Here is an 18,057-nt window from a genome sequence, read left to right on the forward strand (position 1 = left end):
CCGCCACAGCGTGTCGGGCCGGCCGTCATGGTGGCGCTGATTCAGCCCGACCAGACTGTGATCGTAGATGCCGAAGGCGGTGGTCGAGGTCAGCACCGGATGACCGTCTTGGCTGAGTTCGGCAATGGTGGCGTCGATCCAGGCCGCGGCCGGCTGTCCGTCGATTTCGGCTTCGCGATGCAGCAGCGAACCGCCGGGGAGAGGCTGGTCGTCGACAAGGATGACGGATTTGCCGGAGCCGGCCGCCGACCGCGCGGCCGCAAGTCCCGCCGGACCGGCGCCGACAACCAGCACATCGCAGTGTCTATTGATCTGGTCGGCCGAGCCGATCGGCTTCCAGTCCGGGTCCACTCTGCCCAGCCCGGCCATGGCGCGGACACGTGGCTCGAACAGGTGCCAGTCTGGCCACATGAAGGTCTTGTAGTAGAAGGCGGCCGGGATGAAGCGGGCGAAACGGTCGAGGAAGGCGTTGCGGTCGGCTGCCGCGTTCGGCGAGGCGTTGACGCTACGGGTGATCAACCCATCGCTGGCCGGTTCGGTGGTGGCGCGTGTGTTGGGCGCGCGGTGCTGGTTTCCGACGACGTCGATCAGCGCGTTCGGCTCCTCGACGCCGGCGCCCCAGATGCCGCGCGGGCGATGGTATTTGAAGCTGCGGCCGACGACCGCGACATCCGCAGCCAGCAGCGCGGAAGCGATGGTATCGCCGGCATAGGCCTGGATCGTGCGTCCGTCGAAGCTGAACGAAAGCGGTCGCGAGCGATCAATGGCGCTGCCACCGGAGGCAAGGCGAAGCACACTCATTCGCCCTGCTCCGCAAGACCCGACGCACTGGATGACGCAAGCTTGTGAGTGACGGTGTCGCGCTCCATCGCGAAGAACTCGCCACAAGTCATGTGAACCCAGATCTCGCGCGTCGCGCCCTTGGGATTGGAGCGCATATAAAGATAGTCGGCCCAACGCTCGGCGCCTACGTCGGCGCCGTCAGGCCGCAGGTTGCCGTGCTCGCCGCCATAGTGGAATTCGGTCTCGGGGCGCGGTCCGCAGAACGGACAGGTGAAAAGCTGCATGATGTCGGATCCTAATGCGCGATGCCGGAGCCGGCCGCTTCGTCCAGCAGCCGGCCGCTCGAGAAGCGATCGAGATCGAACGGGCGGCTGATGTCGTGGTGCTTGCCGCTCGCCAGCAGATGGGCAAGCAGCGTGCCGCCGGCAGGAATGGCCTTGAAGCCGCCAGTGCCCCAGCCGCAATTCAGGAACAAGCCGGACAAGGGAGACTCGCCGATAATGGGCGACGAATCCGGCACGACATCGACGATACCGGCCCATTGCCGCATCAGGCGGAGCTGGCCGAAGACCGGGAACATTTCCAGGAAACCGGCGATCACGCCCTCCAGCGTCGGCAGATTGCCGCGCTGACCATAGGAAGGCACGCGGTCCAGCCCCCCGCCGATGACCAGCTCGCCCTTGTCCGACTGGCTGGCATAGACACCAGTGCCGGGTGAAAGCACCACCGTATCAAGGATCGGCTTGACCGGTTCCGAAACACAGGCCTGCAGGGCATAGGAATTGATCGGCAGACGGAAACCGGCCTTGGCGGCGAGCACCGAGGAATGACCCGCCACCGCCATGCCGACGCGATCGGAACGGATGGTGCCGCGCGTTGTCTCGACACCGCGACAGCGCCCGCCTTCGACGACGAAATTGGTGATCTCGCAATTCTGTATGATGTCGACACCCAGGCGGCTTGCCGCTCGTGCATAGCCCCAGGCAACCGCATCGTGACGAGCGGTGCCGGCACGTTTCTGTTGGATGCCGCCGAAGACGGGAAAACGAGCCTCCGGCGCGAAGTTGTAGATCGGCAGGACACGGCGCACGTCTTCCGCAGAAAGCAATTCGGCATCGGTGCCGTTGATCTGCATGGCGTTGGCGATACGCGCGGCGATCTCCATCTCAGCCGCGCTATGGCAAAGCGTGACCATGCCGCGCTGCGAAAACATGACGTTGTAGTTCAGCTCGTGCGACAGGTTTTCGTAGAGCCGGTGCGCCAGGCCGTACAGTGCGACGCTTTCCGGATAATAGTAGTTGGAGCGGACCACGGTGGTGTTGCGGCCGGTGTTACCGCCACCGATCCAGCCTTTCTCGAGCACCGCCACATCGGTGATGCCGTGGTTCTTCGCCAGGTAATAGGCGGTCGCCAGCCCATGGCCACCACCCCCGACGATGATCACGTCATAGGTTTTTCGTGGCTGCGGCGAACGCCAGGCCGGTTCCCAGCCCTTCTGGCCGGCAAGCCCTTCCTTGAGCAAGGAAAGGGCGGAATAGCGGCGGGTCATGAACTGGCAACTCCAGTCGCGCAGGAGCGGCCGCTCATGGCCCGAGCCTGGCTTACGGAACGGGAAATGTGCAAACAACCACCTATGTGCCGCCACCTCGATATGATCAAAACCATACAGTGCTGTATTGTACTGTCAACGACGTTCAACCGGGCTATTCTGGGCGCGCACCGACCTGTCGGGATTGAAAGCTCGAAAATCGGTTCCGATTTTCAAGCTGATGGTTTAGCAGCGTGTCACTCTTCTGGAGATGACATCATGACAACAGTGTCACCACGAAGCCGCAAGCGCTCCAAGGCGGTACTGCCCAAGAAAGACCGTGCGGAACGCCTGGGGCGGATGGATTGGGTCCATGCGGCGCGCGAGGCGCTCATCAAGGGGGGCGTTCACGCCGTCAAGATCGATCTCATCGCCAACCGTCTCAAGATAACGCGCGGCAGCTTCTATTGGCACTTCCAGAACAGAGCCGAAGTGCTGTCCGCACTCATCGAGCTTTGGGAGTCGCAGAACACCAAGCCGTTCGAGGAAATCGTCCGGCGTCCGGACCTCGGCGCGGCCGAGAAATATCTGGAGATGGCCAAGTTGTGGCTGGAGGAAAAGGACTTCGACTGGCACTTCGATTCTGCGATGCGCGATTGGGCCCGCAGTGCGCGGGCCGTGGCCAAGAAACTGACCGCAATCGATGATTTTCGGATGAGCCTTTTCGAACAGGTCTTCGTCGAAATGGGCTACCCGGCATACGAAGCGAAAGTTCGCGCCCGGATCACCTACTATCATCAGGTCGGCTACTACACGCTGGGCATCAGGGAAGACCAGCAAGCCCGCCGGGAGATGTTTCCAATGTATCTGCGCATCCTCGCGGGAAATGCGGAGGTCGACAAGATGACGATCGACTAGCGCTGGTCGAGCCCAGGGAGAAAACTATCAAGCTGCAGGTCGAGCCACCGAATTGCGGATGCGCACCGAGGTCTGGAAATGTGTGGTTGCCGGAGGCTCCGGCCTGACACCGGTCCGGTAGAGCAGCAACTCGGCCGCCGCGCGCCCCATATCCAGGCCCGGTTGCGCCACGGTGGTCAGGGAAGGCTGCAGCAATTCGGCGGCGGCGATATCGTCGAAGCCGGTGATGCTGAGTTCTGCCGGAATGGCGATATCGTGCTCGCGGCAGTAGCGCATCACGCCGATCGCCATCAGGTCGTTGGCGCACAGGATGGCGGTGGGCCATTCCTGATGCGCCCCGGCCAGGAACCTGGCCGCGGCCAGATAGCCGGAGCGCTCGCTGTAGTCGCCCGCGACGTAAGGGGCCGCGTCGGTATCGATGCCTGCCGCCGCCAGCGACTCGCGAAACCCCGCCAGTCTCTGCTCGCTCGTCCACAGCCGCGGCGGGCCACCGACGATGGCGATCCGCCTGTGGCCCCGATCGATGACATGCCTGGCGATGGCGCGTGCGCCGGCCAGATTGCTGCTCGACACGAAAGGCACGTCGATGCCGGGCAGCACTTCATCGACAAAGACGACCGATCCGGCTCGGGCGAGCTCCAGAAGCGAGGAACTGGGAAAACCGGTGCCGGTCAGATAGATGACGCCGTCCAGCCGCTGCGTGCGCAGGATGCGCGCGAAATACTCCTCGCGCTCGGTCTGCGACCAGGTGATGCACAGCATCAGCAGGATGTCGTTGTCCCCTATGCCGCGCTGGACGCCCTCCGCCACCGCGGCGAAGAAGGGGTTGTCGAGGTCGGGCACGACAAAGCCGATCGAGGAGATGCGCCGGCGCTTGAGGCTGCGGGCGGTGTTGTTCGGCTCAAAACCGAGCTCGGCTATGAAGCGCTGGACATGGCGCCGGGTTTCTTCCGCGACCTGGCCACGCTCGTTGATGACGGCGCTGACCGTGCCGATCGAAACGCCCGCCTCGCGGGCCACATCGCGAATGGTGGGCCGGCCGTTGCCCGAAGATCTCGATCCACTCATGTCTGCTGCGGGCCTCGAACCATGTCTCGGCGCAAGATCGCGCCGGCCAAGTCAACTACGCGCTTTTGAAGGAGATTTCCAAGGGCGAGTGGATATCCGGCTGCCTCGTCGGTCATACGCTTTCGGCTCCTCATACCGATATCAAACTTGAACCGGTTCATTTCGATTTGTCAATCTCGGAAAAATTTTGAACCAAGACTATTGCAACACACCGATTGTTGCGGCAGGCTTCAAACCTGAAACGGTTCAGGAAGACTTTACCCGTCTGCCTGTCCAAAATTCGCTGCCGAATGGGGCGAATGGAATTGATGGGAGATCGAAGCCTTGTCCAATACGAAAAAGAAAGTGCTGCTCGTCGGCGAGACCTGGTTGAGCTCGGCAACCCATTTCAAAGGTTTCGACCAGTTCGGTAGCGTCACCTTTCATTCCGGCGCTGAGCCGCTGATCAAAGCGCTCCAGGGCAGCGCATTCGACCTCACCCACATGCCGGCGCACGAGGCCGTCGAGAAACTGCCTTTCGACCTCGACGGGCTGAACGCCTATGACGCGATCTTGCTTTCCGACATCGGCGCCTCGTCGCTGCTTCTGCATCCCGATGTCTGGCTGCACGGCAAGACGGTGCCCAACAGGCTCAAGCTCCTGAAGGAGTGGACCGCACAGGGCGGCGGCCTCGCGATGATCGGCGGTTATTTCTCGTTCCAGGGCATCGACGGGCGCGCGCGTTGGCGCCGCACTCCGGTCGAAGATGTCCTGCCGGTGGAATGCCTGCCCTACGACGACCGCATCGAAGTACCCGAAGGTTTCAGCGCCGTCGTCGACACCGACAGCAACCATCCGATCCTAAACGGATTGGATGGCAAATGGCCACTTTTGCTCGGCGCCAACGAGGTGCGCCTGAAGCCGGAAGCGGGCATCGAGGTTCTGGCCAGCCTGCCCGAGGACCAGGGCGGTCATCCGCTTCTGGTCACCGGAGCGTTCGGAAACGGCCGGACGCTGGCCTGGATGTCCGATGTCAGCCCGCACTGGCTTCCGGCATCCTTTTCAGACTGGCCGGGCTACACCGCCTTGTGGCGCAATGCGCTCGGCTGGCTGACCCGGCTCTGACAGGGCCGATCGGGACGTGGGAGGAGAAGACATGTCCGAAGCATTCCTGATTGCCAAAGGCATCGCCAAACGGTTCGGCGGTCTGACGGCCCTTTCGGATGTCGATCTGGAAATCCGCGCCGGAGAGGTTCTCGCCCTTTTGGGCGACAACGGCGCCGGCAAATCCACCTTCATCAAGGTTCTGGCCGGAGCGCACCCTCCAAGCGAAGGCCAGATCCTCGTCGCGGGGCAGCCGGTGTCCTTCGCCTCCCCGAAGGACGCGGCTGCCTCCGGCATCGCCACGATTTTCCAGGAATTGGCCCTCTCGGAAAACCTGTCCATCTCGGAGAATGTCTATCTCGGCCGCGAGCTGAAGCAATCGGTGCTTGGGGTCCCGTTCCTGCGACGCAAGGAGATGAAGCAGCGGGTCGCGGAGCTTCTGAAAGAGCTCGACGCGCATATCTCGGACCCGGAAGCGCCCGTGGGCAGCCTCTCCGGCGGCCAGCGCCAGTCGGTCGCCATCTGCCGGGCTCTCAATCTGAATGCCAAACTGGTGATCATGGACGAGCCGACGGCCGCCCTTGCCGTCGCCGAAACCCGCAAGGTTCTGGCCCTGATCCGCAAGCTGGCGGAGCGCGGCTGCGCGGTCGTGCTGATCAGCCACAACATTTCCGATGTCTTCGAGGTTGCCGATCGCATGGTCGTGTTCCGGCGCGGGCGCAAGGTGGCCGAGCGGCTGCGCGCCGAGACCGAGCCCGAGGAAATCGTCGCTCTGATAACAGGCGCTCACCCCGACGTGCGGGCGCTGGAAAAAGCACAATAGCAGCACGTCCAACCCAGAGAGGAACACCATGCTGAAACATCTCGCACGGGCCCTGGCCGCTTCGGCGATCCTTGCCGTTGCCACGGCTGCCATGGCGCAGGACAAGCCGAAAGTGGCCTTCGTCCCGCAGCTCATAGGCATCCCCTATTTCAATGCGATGGAGGCCGGCGGCAAGAAGGCGGGTGCCGAGCTTGGCGTGGACTTCGTCTACACCGGCCCTGTCGACGCCAATCCGATCGACCAGTTGCAGATCGTACAGAACCTGATCGACGAAGGCGTCAACGCCATCTCCGTCAGCGTGCTCGATGCGTCGAGCATCGCGCCGGTCGTCCAGGCGGCCGAAGCAAAGGGCATCAAGCTGTTCACCAGCGACAGCGATGCACCCGACAGCGGCCGCGCCGTCTATGTGGCGCAGGCTACCGATGAAGGGCTCGGCTATGCCATTGTCGACGAACTGGTCAAGCGGGTTGGTGACGATGCCAAGGTCGGCATCGTTTCGGGCGAGGCGACCGCAACCAACCTGAACGCCTGGATCGGGTTCATGAAGAAGCGGGCGGCGGAAAAATATCCCAAGCTGGTCCTGCTCGAACCACAATTCGCCGGCGGAACAGCCCAGCGCGCCGCACAGATATCGAGCGACCTGATTGCCGCCAATCCCGACCTGAAGGGCCTGATCGCGGTGGCGTCCAGCACCTGTCCCGGTGTGGCGCAGGCCATCGAGACCGCCGGCAAGATCGGCAAGGTGGTTGGCACCGGCTACTGCAGCCCCAACACCGCGCGTTCCTACATCAAGAGCGGTGCCTTCGGCTTCAGCGTGCTGTGGGATCCCTCGCAGCTCGGCTATCTCACCGTATGGGCTGGCAAGCAGCTGATCGATGGCAAGAAGTTCGAGGCCTCGAACACCGTGCCCGGTTTTGCCGAACCGGTCACCTATGATGCCGAAAAGGGCATCCTGCTGCTTGGCCCGCCCGCGATCTTCACGGCCGAGAATGTCGACAAGTTCGACTTCTGACGCGGGAGAACCCATGCGCCGTCTGAACCGGGCCATGTCCATGCTGACGGGCCGCGAACTTATCCTGCTCGCGGCATGCGTGGTCATAACCATCGCCTTTGCGTCAGCGTCACCGGTGTTCGCCACGCCGGAGAATGCCGCGACCATCATGCGCAACAGCGTCGAGCTGCTGCTGATCGGTCTCGGCATGACGCTGCTGCTTGCTATGGGCGGCATCGACGTTTCGATCGGTGTCGTCATGGGCCTGTCGGCCATCGCGGTCGGCCGTGCCTTGGGTGCCGACCTCGATCCGGCCCTTGCCGCCGTGATCGGGCCTCTGACAGGCGCACTGCTCGGCCTCGTGACGGCGGCGGTGGTGGTGCTCGGCCGCATCCCGGCCATTGTCGGCACGCTCGGCCTGCTCGGTATCTATCGCACGGCGATATTCGTCGTGCTGGGAGGACAGTGGCTTTCCGGCCTGCCGACAGGTCTCACCGAAATGCTCGGCACTGGCCTTGCCGGCGTGCCGCTCTCGTTCTGGATGATTGCCCTGGCTTACCTTGCCGTGTGGCTGGCCTTGCGGCGCACGCCTTTCGGCCTGCATCTGCTTGCCATCGGCAATTCCGAGGAAAAGGCCAGGCTCTCCGGCATCTCCGTGATCAAGGTGCGTTTTGCGGCCTTTGTCATCAGCGGCATGCTGGCCGGGCTTGCCGCAACCTTCTACGTCGCGACCTACAGAAACGTCGAAATGAGCACCGGCAGCACACTGGCGCTCGACGCGATCGCGGCGGTGGTCCTGGGTGGGACTTCCATTCTGGGTGGACGGTGTTCCCTCGTCGGAACGGTCCTCGGTGTCCTGCTCCTGCGCATCCTGCAGAATGGCTTGCTGCTGATCGGGGTGCCGTCGCTCTGGCAGACGGTCGTCACAGGTGGTTTGCTGATCGCCGTGCTCAGCCTCGAAGTCCTGGCTGGTCGTTTGTCTTTCTCGAAACTGGGATGGGCCAGCAGATGAACCGGTTGCGCAGTCTTCATGGGCCGGCGCTGGTGCTGGCGATCCTCGCCGTCCTGTGGGTGGTGGTTCTCGGCGGCCTGTTCGTGCTCAAGCCGACGGCGTTGAGTGCAGCCACGATGACCACCGTCCTCCAGTTCTCGACGATCCTGGCTCTTGCCGCGCTCGGCCAGGCGCTGGTCATCCTTGCGGGCGGCGCCGGCATCGACCTTTCGGTCGGCGGCAGCGTGTCCCTTTCGGCAATCCTCGCCATGCTGGCGCTCAAGGCGGGAATGCCGCCCTTGCTCCTGCCGGTCGCCTGCATCGTTGCGGGGTTGCTGCTTGGCCTTTTCAACGGCCTGCTGGTCACGCGGCTCGCCATCCTGCCGCTGATCGCCACCTTGGGAACCTTCTTCGCCTATTCCGGCCTGGCGCTGGCGCTGACCGGAGGCGCGCCCCAACCAGGCGTGCCGCAATGGCTGTTGCCGTGGGGGCGCGGCACCTTGGGCGGCGTTCCGCTGCCGTTCGTCTCGGCAGCCTTGCCTGCCTTTGTGCTGGCCGGCATCGTGCTTGTCTTCACCGCCTGGGGCCGCTGGATCTATGCCATGGGCTTCAACGAACGGTCCGCGCGCCTCGTCGGCATTCCGGTCGATCGCACGCGTCTCATCCTCTACGGACTGAGCGGAATGCTCGCCGGCGTTGCCGGGCTGGTGTCGCTGGCGTGGTTCGGCAGCGGACGGCCCAATATCGGCCAGAACCTCGAGCTGGAATCGCTGACCGCGGCCATGCTCGGCGGCATCGCGATCTTCGGTGGTCGAGGCGGCGTCGGCGGCGTTCTCGCTGCCGTGGTCCTGCTGGTCACTCTCAAGACCGGGCTGCTGCAGCTCAACGTCAACACGGTCTGGCAGGTCGGCATCGTCGGCGCGCTGCTGATCTTCGTGCTTCTCGCCGACCGCCTTTCACAACGTTGGAGATGATTGATGGCGTCCATCGAAGAAAGAATTGCAGATCAGGTGGAAGCGCGCAGCGACCGTATTGTCGAAACGCTGAGCGCGCTGGTTTCCTTCCCCTCGATTGTCATGTCCGACCCCACCAAGGCAGGCCCTGGCGAACGCGACTGCCAGCTCTATCTGCAGCAACGGCTGGAGAAGCTCGGCTTCACCACGGATCTATGGGATCCGGACGGCCCCGCTCTCTATGAGAAGTACAAGGGGCGTCCCGGCGCCAACAAGGGCCGCACCTTCGAAGGTCGCCCCAATCTCGGCGGAACGCTGAAAGGCACCGGCGGCGGCAAATCGATCATGCTGACCGGCCATATCGATGTCGTGCCGCCGGGCGCGCGCGAGCACTGGCAGACCGATCCGTTCGAGCCCGTGCTGAAGGACGGCTTCCTGCATGGCCGCGGCACCGTCGACATGAAAGGCGGCGTCGCCTGCATGCTGATGGCGGTCGAGATCCTGAAGGAACTCGATATCCCGCTTTCCGGCGATGTCGTCTTCACCACCGTGGTCGACGAGGAGATCGGTGGCATGGGCTCGCTCGCCATGGTCGATCGCGGTTTCCGGGCCGATGCCGGCATCATGACCGAGCCGACCGCCAACCGCATCGCGCCGTTGTGCCATGGCATCCTGTGGGGCCGCATCGTCCTCGACGGCATCGGCGGCCACGCCGAGCTCACGCCCAATGCGTGGTATTCGAGCGGACCCGTCGACGCGGTGCAGTTGTGCCGACAGATGCTCGACGGCATCGACATCCTCAACCGCCGCTGGATGTTCGACCCCAGGAAGACGCATCCGCTCATGGATATGCCGAACCAGATCATGGTGACGCAGATCAACGCCGGCGAACACCCTTCCTCCACCGCCGGCCGCGCCGAGATCATCATCGATGCCCAATACCTGCCGCACGAGAAGGACGAGTTCGCCCTGGGCGGCAAGGTGAAGCGCGAGATCGAGGAGCACGTCGCCAATGTCTGCCAGGCCGACCCGTACCTGCGCGCGCATCCGGCACGGGTGGAATGGATCCTCGACGCGGACTGCGCGGAGGTGCCGGCAGACCATCCCTTCGTGCAGACCTTCCAGGGTGCAGTCGGAATCGCGGGGCTGTCACCAAAACTGTCGGGCTTCGGCGCGCACAGCGATATCGGCCTGCCGACCGGGCTTGGCAACACGCCGACCGTCAATTTCGGACCCGGCGATCCGGCACAGTCGCATCAGCCCAACGAGCGCGTCTCGGTGCGCGATCTCATTGACTGCACCAAGGCCATCGCACTGACTATCCAACGCTGGTGTCGGTAGGAGAAAAATCGTCGCAGCAGTCCACGCTGCGGCGGACGCGAAGAAATCAGTCCTCGCGACCCATTCCAATTCGCTACGGTCTACGCCGCGTACCGGACCTTCCGGTGCCGGCGTCGCGCTTTGAACCAGGCGGCAATCGGTTTCTCCAGCAATTCGTGGCAGATAAGTCCCGCTATGGTTCCAGCGATGATCGACAGGATGAATGCAGGCAATGCCGGCAAACCTAGGATCCCACTCGCCTTGACGACGACAGAGATCGCAATCGTGTGCCAGAGATAGATCGAATAGGAGGCGTCGCCGAGATAAGTCGGCGCACGCATGTGCTGCACGCGCCCGGCCTTTTCGACGCACAACACACCGACCAGAAGCATGCCTGACAAGGGTGCCAGTGTAGCCGGCCCGTAGGGAAGGTGGCCGAACCCAACCAGCGCGAAACCTGCTATCGACGCGACGACCAGGGGAGTTCCCAGCGTGGCTGGCGGCATTCGATGTGCCAGCCATAATTTTCCGATCGCCGCCCCAATCAGGAATTCCGCCATCAGGGGACTTGTATAGGTGCGCAGCATGGGGCCATCCGGCTGCAGGGCCAAGCCGAGGCAAACCAGTGCACCGAAGACGAGCGCGAGCACCGGAAAACGCCTCGCCGCCGGCAGGAACAGGACCGCCGCGAACAGCACGTAGAAAAACATCTCGTAGTTCAAGGTCCAGCCTTGCACCAGCACCGGCCAGGTGCCGCCGTCGCTGGGCGAGACGTGCGGAATGAAGCCGAACGAGCCAAAAACGTGGAAGGCGGTGAGCTTCATGTTGGGAAACAGGCCAGCCAGACCTCCCGCCACCATCACCGCCGTCGCGATCCAGTAGAGCGGCACGATGCGTTCGACCCGTTCCCTCAGGAACGCCACCGGCGAGGGCTGCCGCGTCTCGGCCAGCACCCACATGATAAAGCCCGAGACGACGAAGAAAACGTCGACGCCTGCGGCGCCGATGGTGAAATGACCGCCATTGCGTTCGGCGGCATGGAAGACGACCACGCCCAGCGCCGCGGCGGCCCGCAGATATTGAATGCCGTAGAGCTTGGTCATGCCGCGCTCTGCCGCAGCAGGTATGGCGCCGTCGCGGTGGACGTGGTCCGTCGCGGCAGCACCAATTGTCCCGCCGCGTAGTAGACCAGGAAGGAACCGACGACATAAGGATTGATGACATCCACCTCGACGAAGGAGCGGATCAGGAACATCACAGCAATGCCGAGCAAGGTGAAGGAGGCCGGATCCCGTCGCGCATCGATCAGGCGAAGCAGCAAGCCGAAGGGAACGCGCACCAACAGCACCGCGATCGCGAGGATGCCCGCAAGTCCGAGTTCCACCAGCACTTCGATATAGGTGTTATGGAAATGGAAGCCGGCTCGGGAACCGATATAGAATTCGTCCCACAGTCGCTCGGCTTCCGAGAAGCCTTGCACCCAATAGGCCTGGTAGCCGACGCCGAACCAGGGGGACTGCATGGCAGCCTCCCAGCCCTGCTGCCAGAGATAGGTTCGCCCCGTCAGGGTCGAATCCTTGCCGAAGGCGCCAAGCACCGCATCGGCCGCACCCATGTTGAGCGCAACAAAAGTGAGGAGCAGGCCGACAGCCATGCCGGCAACCAGCCCACCCTTGCGGGCGGACGGTGAAAACATCATCGCAAGCTTCAAGGAGATCAGCATGGCGAGCGTCGCCCCTATCGCGAGCACCGAGGTTGCCGACTGGGCGGCGAGCAAGGTGTAGGCGCACAACAGGCCGCAGAAGATCGCCAGCAACCGCCAGAGCCCACGCTCGTGCTGGACCGCGACTGCCGTGAAGGCGAAGTAGATGCCAAGTGACGAGAAAAGGCCGAGCTGGTTCTTCGACGAAAACGCGCCGACAAAACTGTAGGTGCCGTCGATCGGATCCAGATTGTACTGACCGAAGGCAATCGAAAAGAGCACCACCATAAGGATGCCGCCCAGCGCACCGATATTGAGCGTGCGAACCGAAACTGTGCGCGCCGCGATCAACGCACAGATGACATGGGATAGCAGTTGCACGCCTGCACGCGCAGTCACGCCGGGCGCTGCCGACCAGAACACGGACAGGCACGCCAGAACAGCGAAGGCGATGATCCAGAAAAAACGGCGATAATCGCCCAGTGCCTTTTTATAATCGACGAACACCAGCGGCAGCCAGCAGGCATAGTAGGCGAGAATGGAAACCTGTCCGAAGCGTGTCGAATAGGCGAACACAAAGATCGACACGGCGACCGCGCCGGCGCCGTACCAGAAATTACGGTCCGGATTCACAAGCAATGCTTTGGCGATCTTCATGATATCGCTCCGCTACGGGCGCGCCTGGAATTGACGGCGCCGCCCGCTGGCGACGCCGGTCCAGAGACCCTACCCATATTCCGCCCTTGCAACGGCCTCAGTTGGACGTCACGCGAGGGCCGGCGATCTCGATCTTGACCACGTCACCGGGCAGTATCTGCGTATTCTCGTCGGCCGCGGTTTCATTCGCCTGGCCATCGTCACCCGTTCGCACGATCGCGTAATTGATGACAGGCTCTGCGCCGTTGGCTGCGGTGCGAGCGGCATCCGGTGCCCTCGACATCGCCTCGGTCATGAGGCCCGAATACATGCCCATCTTGAAATTCATCTCCTCAAGATCGGCCTCGGTCTGCTGGCGGCTCTGCGCGACCTCGGTATCGCGGTCATTTTGCAGTTTGGTCGCATCCTGCGTTGCCTTGGAGATGTCCTGCTTGGCGCGCAGGCTGGCGGTTTCCAGGTCGAGCACCTGGCCCTCCAGTTCGGCACTGGTCCGCTCGAGGTTCAGGATGCGTTGGTTGACGACGAGGCCCTTCTCGGCGAGGCCGCTGATGCCTTTCAATTCTTCCTTCGACAGCTCGACCTGACGGTTCTGCGTAACGATCTTCTTTGCCAGCGATTCGATCTCGGACTGGAGCAGCCTCTTCAGATCGTCCAGCGCCGTGAGTTGCAGGCGCAGGCGCTTTTCGCGGGCCTCCTTCAGTGCAGTCTCGTCGCTCATCAGTTTGCGGCCGACGTCGGTTTTGTTGAGCTCCTGGGGAAAGTCGATCTGGTCCTTGTTTTCGCCCTCGGCGATCAAGCGCGCACGGCGCGCCAGCAGACCATTCCGCTGCGCGACCAGGACATCGTAGTTACCTTGCGCCTGGATGAAATCGCGCACGCCGCCCTGCCCGCCATTGTCGGAGCGGCGCAGGCCGCCCGCAAGGCTCATCGCCTTCAATACAGTGAGCCCCGGCGCATAGGGATATTTACCGGGTGTCTGGACATCACCAGCGAGGAAGACCGGACGATATTCAGCAATTTCGACCGATGCTTCCGGCCGGTCGGGCAGGCCAAGTTTCTGTTGCAGACCAGCGGCAATGGCTGTCGCCACTTCGGTCGTGGTTTTGCCCTTGACGTCGAGTTCACCGACGAAGGGAAGCGAAACCCCTCCTGAAGGGTTCACGCTGTAGTCGCCGCTGATGGTCGCCCAGTCGCGGACCGCGCCCTCGGCACTCTGCCATTCGGCAACCCGGATGCGCAGCTTGTCCATGGCGTCGAGCCGATAGTTGTCGGCGGCCACAGAAGCAAATGTCGCCAACAACACGAGGCTGATGCTGACAAGAGCGCGCGCAAACAGCCGTATAGATAAAGCTGCTCGAATGTATCTCAAAGAAGGTTGTCCTTTCTTATTAGACGTTCCTCATCGAAACGTCGGGCAAATTCAGCCCTACCCGTCGCAACGCTATATTAATAACTGCCGCGCGACGAGAACACTGCCGGAACCGTCCGGACGAGAATCTTCAGGTCGAAGACGAACGACCAGTTCTCCACGTAATGCTGGTCGAAGGCGACGCGGGCGCCATAAGAAACGTCGTTGCGGCCGCTGACCTGCCACAGGCCCGTGAGGCCCGGACGCGACTGCAGATAGTATTCCGCCGCGTTGCCGTAGAGCTCGAGCTCGTCCTTCACCACGGGACGCGGGCCGACAAAGCTCATTTCACCGCGCAGGATGTTGATGATCTGCGGCAGCTCATCGAGCGACAGCTTGCGCAGTACGGCACCGACGCGGGTCACGCGGGGATCGTTCTGCAGCTTGCGGGTTGCATTCCATTCCTCGCGGTCCTGTGGATTGCTGGCCAGATGTTCGGTCAGAACCTCATCGCCATTTTCCACCATTGTCCGGAACTTCCAGCATCGGAACACCGCCCCGTTGCGACCGATTCGTCGGTGGCCATAGAGGATGCTTCCGCCATCCGTGGTTTTGACGAGGGTCGCCAGCATCAGCAGCAGAGGGCTGAGCAGGGCAATGCCGGCCAATGCACCTAAAATGTCGAACCCGCGCTTGATTGCACCGCCGATCGCAGGGGGGGCCCCCTCGTCCGGCTGGCATGACAATCCGTTGGCCAATCTGGCGGCGTCTCTCATTTTGTTGCTCCGCAAAAAATGGTCAGGTCAACGATGCTGCATTGCAGCATGCGAACAATAGAGGGCTGGATATGTCACCTCTATGATGAAAATCGGTCGCAATAACGAGACGGCAGTCATATTTTGTAACAATTCGAAACATTGCGGGTTCAGCTCTGCTCGAACGCCGCATGAAGTCTCGTTCTTGTGTTTGATTTCCTTTGTGTTTTCAATATTAATCTATAAAAATCGCAGGACATTCCGGTATTTATCAAATTGTATTTTATTTCTCTATGAAAACGTCGCAAAGATAACCAATAGCGCCAAAATAATGAGGACAGAATCACTTCAAGCTTTGCACGCACAACCGCAAGCGCGAACGTGTTGTAATAATATCTCCAGACGGGACAAGGTAAATTCCCAGCAGGGAAGTGATACGGTGGCGTGTTGCCTAGTGTTGCCGAAATTCCTATATTTGTGGGTGTGCGGGCAAATTTGAAATCAGGGCTTCAAGCTTGGAAGAAAGCGAGTCTTGATTTCACTGGCTGTGGTGTAAGACCAGCGCCCGTCATGGCGGGAGAGAGGTTTTGCCCAAGCGTTCCAATACGACACCAGGTCTGAGCGACAGGAAAGGGTAAGATGTCCTTTCTGTTATTCCTCCGTGGTTTTGTTGGTGTGCTGGTTGCATTCGCCTTGGCAAGCTATGCCATTACACAGTCGGCTTGGACAACTTTCATCCAGACGCTGATTTGCGCGGTTGTCATTCAGGTCGGATATTTCATCGCCATTCTGTTCATGGTCTGGCGGTCTGGCGAGACGAAGAAACGTGGTGAAATCCTTGCTCGCGGCGAGAACACTGCCGCTTCCGCCACGGATATTCGGCCGAAAGGCGAAACCGCCCAGCTACCGGGCGTAGGGCGTTCGCCCCTGCCTTAACCCTCCCGGAAAGCTCCCGGACACAAGCTGTCATCAAATCGCCTTGCGTTTCTGCCAACAGGCGGCCACGGGACAAGGTCGTGGCTGTGCGCCACAAATCGGGCATGGGCAAATTGGAGCAATTCCAGGAAAGGTGTTAGCGGTTTTTCCGGCCGGAATTGCGTCAAAACAAGGAGATAGGGCGAGTTGCCGTTTCCGTGAAATGGTGAACCGCTCCAGCCGCAAGCAAGCGGCCCCAACTGGAGTGTGGAGATGACCTCATCCGCCACGGTCTGCGTCATCATCGCAGCCAAGAACGCCGAAGCGACGATCGGACGCGCCGTCGCTTCAGCACTGCGCGAGAAGCGGGTTCGTGAAGTCGTCGTTGTCGACGATGGCTCGCAGGATGCAACCGCCCAGGCAAGTCTGGAGGCAGACGATGCCACTGGCCGCCTGCATATCCTTCGCCTCGACAGCAACCATGGACCGGCTTACGCCCGCAACCGGGCCATCGAACATTCCAAGGCGCCGTTGATAGCCATATTGGATGCCGACGACTTTTTCCTGGAAGGGCGTTTCGACGCGCTGATCGACGGCGACGACTGGGATTTCATCGCGGACAACATCGTTTTTATCGACAGTCGTGGCGCGCACAGCACCGAACCACAGGTGCCGCATTTCGAGCCGGCCCCCCGCTTCCTCGACCTGGAAGGGTTTGTCGAGGGCAACATTTCGAAGCGCGGTGCTTCGCGGGGCGAAATCGGATTTCTCAAACCCATCATGCGCCGGGCCTTCCTGGACGAGAATGGTCTGCGTTACGACGAGCGCCTGCGGCTGGGCGAAGACTATGATCTTTATGCCCGTGCGTTGCTGAAGGGCGCCCGCTACAAAATCGTTCACGGCTGCGGCTATGGCGCCGTCGTGCGCGCCGATTCGCTGAGCGGCAAACACAGGACGGAAGACCTGAAGCGGCTCTATGAGGCCGATTTGGCCATGCTGTCCCATCCGCTGCCGGCGGCAGCAAGGAATGTGCTGAGCCGCCACGAACATCATGTCCGTGGCCGCTACGAGCTACGCCATTTCCTCGACATCAAGGCTTCCCGCGGCCTGGTCCGGGCAGGCATCCACGCGCTGCTGCGCCCAACCGCGCTGCCGGCGATCGTTGGCGGCATATTCGGCGACAAGCTGGAAGCGCTGCGGGCGCGACGGAAGCCCGCCAGCGACGAGCCCGCACCGCAGCGCTATCTGCTGCCGGCGCGCATCGGCGTTCAGAGATAATCCCGCCTTACCTCGGCAAGCACTTCGCGGAATCGGTCTTTCTTCTCCGACAGCACCGCATCGCTGCTGAGTAGCGGCCGTGCCTTGCGCGCCTGCCGCAATGCCAGCGTCGACGGCGCGGCCAGCACCTGCTTGGCCACGGATCGCAGCATCGATGGCGGCGGATCGTTGCGCGTCATCACCATGGCCTCGCCATGGTCAGGCCGGCCGGTGTCGCTTGCGCTTAGTGCCGGCGTCTTGACATCGAAACCCCAGAACCGAGCGCCCTTGGTGACCGCTTCGGCGCGCGACGAGATCGGGATCTGGCGCGGCTTGTATTCGACACCGAGCGAGGTGGCCCAATCGCGCCACTTGAAGGAGTTGATGGAGCGAGAGGTCGTCACCGCGACCCATGGCACCCGGAAAGCGTCGGCAAGGATCGCGGCATGCATCGATTCGGCGACCACCAGTTCGGACTGGGCGATCGCCCGGATCACCGATCTGGCTTCCCCGCAAGGGTCGACATAGCCCAGTCCGGCCGCCTGGCAGACCACCGGCCATATGCCACCCACCGTCGATTCCCAATGGGGAACGAAGATCGCGCCGCCGGTCTTTGGCAAATTTCGGAACTCCGGCATCTCGGCCACCATGACGGCAGGATCGATGATGCCCAGTTCCGGCGCCAATCCAAGCTTTTGCGCCGTCAGCGGTCCGCGCACCGCGCGGGTATCCCATTCGTGCCTGTCGGACAGATCCGGCAGCGAGCCGTAGCCGAAACCGCTGCCGATGACGAGTTTCTTCACATCGGCCGGCAGCAATGCCTGGTTGAGGACGGTGCCGACGCCGACAAGTAGCACCTCAGGGTGCACGTCGCGGAAACCCGGCAGAAGGAAGTCCCAAAGCCACAGGTTGAGATCGTCGCCAAAATTGCCGTGCGCGGATTCCCAATAAAAAGGCTGCATCAC

17 protein-coding genes and 1 pseudogene are annotated in these 18,057 nt (G+C 62.1%); 9 read left to right on the forward strand and 9 right to left on the reverse strand.

Annotated features, from left to right (window positions below; genetic code table 11):
• The 3 genes and pseudogenes from AO692_RS33660 to AO692_RS09460 form a co-directional block, all read right to left on the reverse strand.
• Positions 1–801: pseudogene (locus AO692_RS33660) on the reverse strand (FAD-dependent oxidoreductase); the annotation flags it as partial.
• Positions 798–1,067: a sarcosine oxidase subunit delta gene (locus tag AO692_RS09455; RefSeq protein ID WP_054309812.1), complete on the reverse strand. Its 270-nt coding sequence runs from the start codon at positions 1,065–1,067 to the stop codon at positions 798–800. The pseudogene AO692_RS33660 and the gene AO692_RS09455, both read right to left, overlap by 4 nt.
• An 11-nt stretch (positions 1,068–1,078) precedes the next feature.
• On the reverse strand, positions 1,079–2,332 hold the full coding sequence (locus AO692_RS09460) for a sarcosine oxidase subunit beta family protein (RefSeq protein ID WP_054309813.1): 1,254 nt from the start codon (positions 2,330–2,332) through the stop codon (positions 1,079–1,081).
• A gap of 36 nt (positions 2,333–2,368) precedes the next feature.
• Here AO692_RS09460 and AO692_RS09465 point away from each other — a divergent pair, with 36 nt between their 5' ends.
• The gene (locus AO692_RS09465; protein WP_082407275.1) at positions 2,369–3,229 is read left to right on the forward strand and encodes a TetR/AcrR family transcriptional regulator; all 861 of its coding nucleotides are present in this window, start codon (positions 2,369–2,371) and stop codon (positions 3,227–3,229) included.
• 27 nt (positions 3,230–3,256) lie between these two features.
• On the opposite strand, the gene AO692_RS09470 is transcribed toward AO692_RS09465, so the two are convergent.
• Complete coding sequence (locus tag AO692_RS09470; RefSeq protein WP_082407276.1) at positions 3,257–4,297, reverse strand: LacI family DNA-binding transcriptional regulator; 1,041 nt, start codon at positions 4,295–4,297, stop codon at positions 3,257–3,259.
• 324 nt (positions 4,298–4,621) lie between these two features.
• Between AO692_RS09470 and AO692_RS09475 the strand changes: the two genes are divergently transcribed.
• The 6 genes from AO692_RS09475 to AO692_RS09500 are packed head-to-tail and all read left to right on the forward strand — an operon-like array spanning position 4,622 to position 10,479.
• Positions 4,622–5,401 carry a glutamine amidotransferase gene (locus tag AO692_RS09475; RefSeq protein WP_054309815.1) on the forward strand — a complete coding sequence of 260 codons (780 nt, stop codon included), beginning with the start codon at positions 4,622–4,624 and terminating at the stop codon, positions 5,399–5,401.
• 31 nt (positions 5,402–5,432) lie between these two features.
• Entirely contained in the window at positions 5,433–6,203 is a 771-nt protein-coding gene (locus AO692_RS09480) for an ATP-binding cassette domain-containing protein (RefSeq protein ID WP_054309816.1), read from the forward strand.
• Positions 6,204–6,231: 28 nt separating this feature from the next.
• Positions 6,232–7,215, forward strand: a complete 984-nt coding sequence (locus tag AO692_RS09485; protein ID WP_054309817.1) for an autoinducer 2 ABC transporter substrate-binding protein — start codon at positions 6,232–6,234, stop codon at positions 7,213–7,215.
• Between the two features lie 13 nt (positions 7,216–7,228).
• Complete coding sequence (locus AO692_RS09490) at positions 7,229–8,206, forward strand: ABC transporter permease (RefSeq protein WP_082407277.1); 978 nt, start codon at positions 7,229–7,231, stop codon at positions 8,204–8,206.
• Positions 8,203–9,159, forward strand: coding sequence for an ABC transporter permease (locus tag AO692_RS09495; RefSeq protein WP_054309848.1), 957 nt, complete (start codon positions 8,203–8,205; stop codon positions 9,157–9,159). The genes AO692_RS09490 and AO692_RS09495 overlap by 4 nt, the downstream gene beginning before the upstream one ends.
• A gap of 3 nt (positions 9,160–9,162) precedes the next feature.
• Positions 9,163–10,479 (forward strand): ArgE/DapE family deacylase, encoded by a 1,317-nt coding sequence (locus AO692_RS09500; RefSeq protein ID WP_054309818.1) that lies wholly within the window; start codon positions 9,163–9,165, stop codon positions 10,477–10,479.
• Positions 10,480–10,559: 80 nt separating this feature from the next.
• On the opposite strand, the gene AO692_RS09505 is transcribed toward AO692_RS09500, so the two are convergent.
• From AO692_RS09505 to AO692_RS09520, 4 genes are all read right to left on the reverse strand, one after another.
• Complete coding sequence (locus AO692_RS09505) at positions 10,560–11,561, reverse strand: acyltransferase (RefSeq protein WP_054309819.1); 1,002 nt, start codon at positions 11,559–11,561, stop codon at positions 10,560–10,562.
• Entirely contained in the window at positions 11,558–12,817 is a 1,260-nt protein-coding gene (locus AO692_RS09510; protein WP_054309820.1) for an O-antigen ligase, read from the reverse strand. The genes AO692_RS09505 and AO692_RS09510 overlap by 4 nt, the downstream gene beginning before the upstream one ends.
• A 97-nt stretch (positions 12,818–12,914) precedes the next feature.
• The gene (locus AO692_RS09515; protein ID WP_244483301.1) at positions 12,915–14,096 is read right to left on the reverse strand and encodes a polysaccharide biosynthesis/export family protein; all 1,182 of its coding nucleotides are present in this window, start codon (positions 14,094–14,096) and stop codon (positions 12,915–12,917) included.
• A 167-nt stretch (positions 14,097–14,263) separates the two neighbouring features.
• The gene (locus AO692_RS09520; protein ID WP_054309821.1) at positions 14,264–14,941 is read right to left on the reverse strand and encodes a sugar transferase; all 678 of its coding nucleotides are present in this window, start codon (positions 14,939–14,941) and stop codon (positions 14,264–14,266) included.
• 618 nt (positions 14,942–15,559) lie between these two features.
• Between AO692_RS09520 and AO692_RS09525 the strand changes: the two genes are divergently transcribed.
• Both AO692_RS09525 and AO692_RS09530 read left to right on the forward strand, forming a co-directional pair.
• Positions 15,560–15,856: an exopolysaccharide production repressor protein gene (locus AO692_RS09525; RefSeq protein WP_054309822.1), complete on the forward strand. Its 297-nt coding sequence runs from the start codon at positions 15,560–15,562 to the stop codon at positions 15,854–15,856.
• A 252-nt stretch (positions 15,857–16,108) separates the two neighbouring features.
• Positions 16,109–17,113: a glycosyltransferase family 2 protein gene (locus AO692_RS09530; protein WP_054309823.1), complete on the forward strand. Its 1,005-nt coding sequence runs from the start codon at positions 16,109–16,111 to the stop codon at positions 17,111–17,113.
• Here AO692_RS09530 and AO692_RS09535 read toward each other — a convergent pair.
• Positions 17,104–18,054 (reverse strand): polysaccharide pyruvyl transferase family protein, encoded by a 951-nt coding sequence (locus AO692_RS09535; protein ID WP_054309824.1) that lies wholly within the window; start codon positions 18,052–18,054, stop codon positions 17,104–17,106. The genes AO692_RS09530 and AO692_RS09535 overlap by 10 nt on opposite strands.
• Positions 18,055–18,057 lie beyond the last annotated feature (3 nt).

The sequence above is a fragment of the Mesorhizobium sp. 1M-11 genome (assembly GCF_001303895.1).
In the GTDB taxonomy this organism is placed as follows: Bacteria; Pseudomonadota; Alphaproteobacteria; order Rhizobiales; family Rhizobiaceae; genus Mesorhizobium.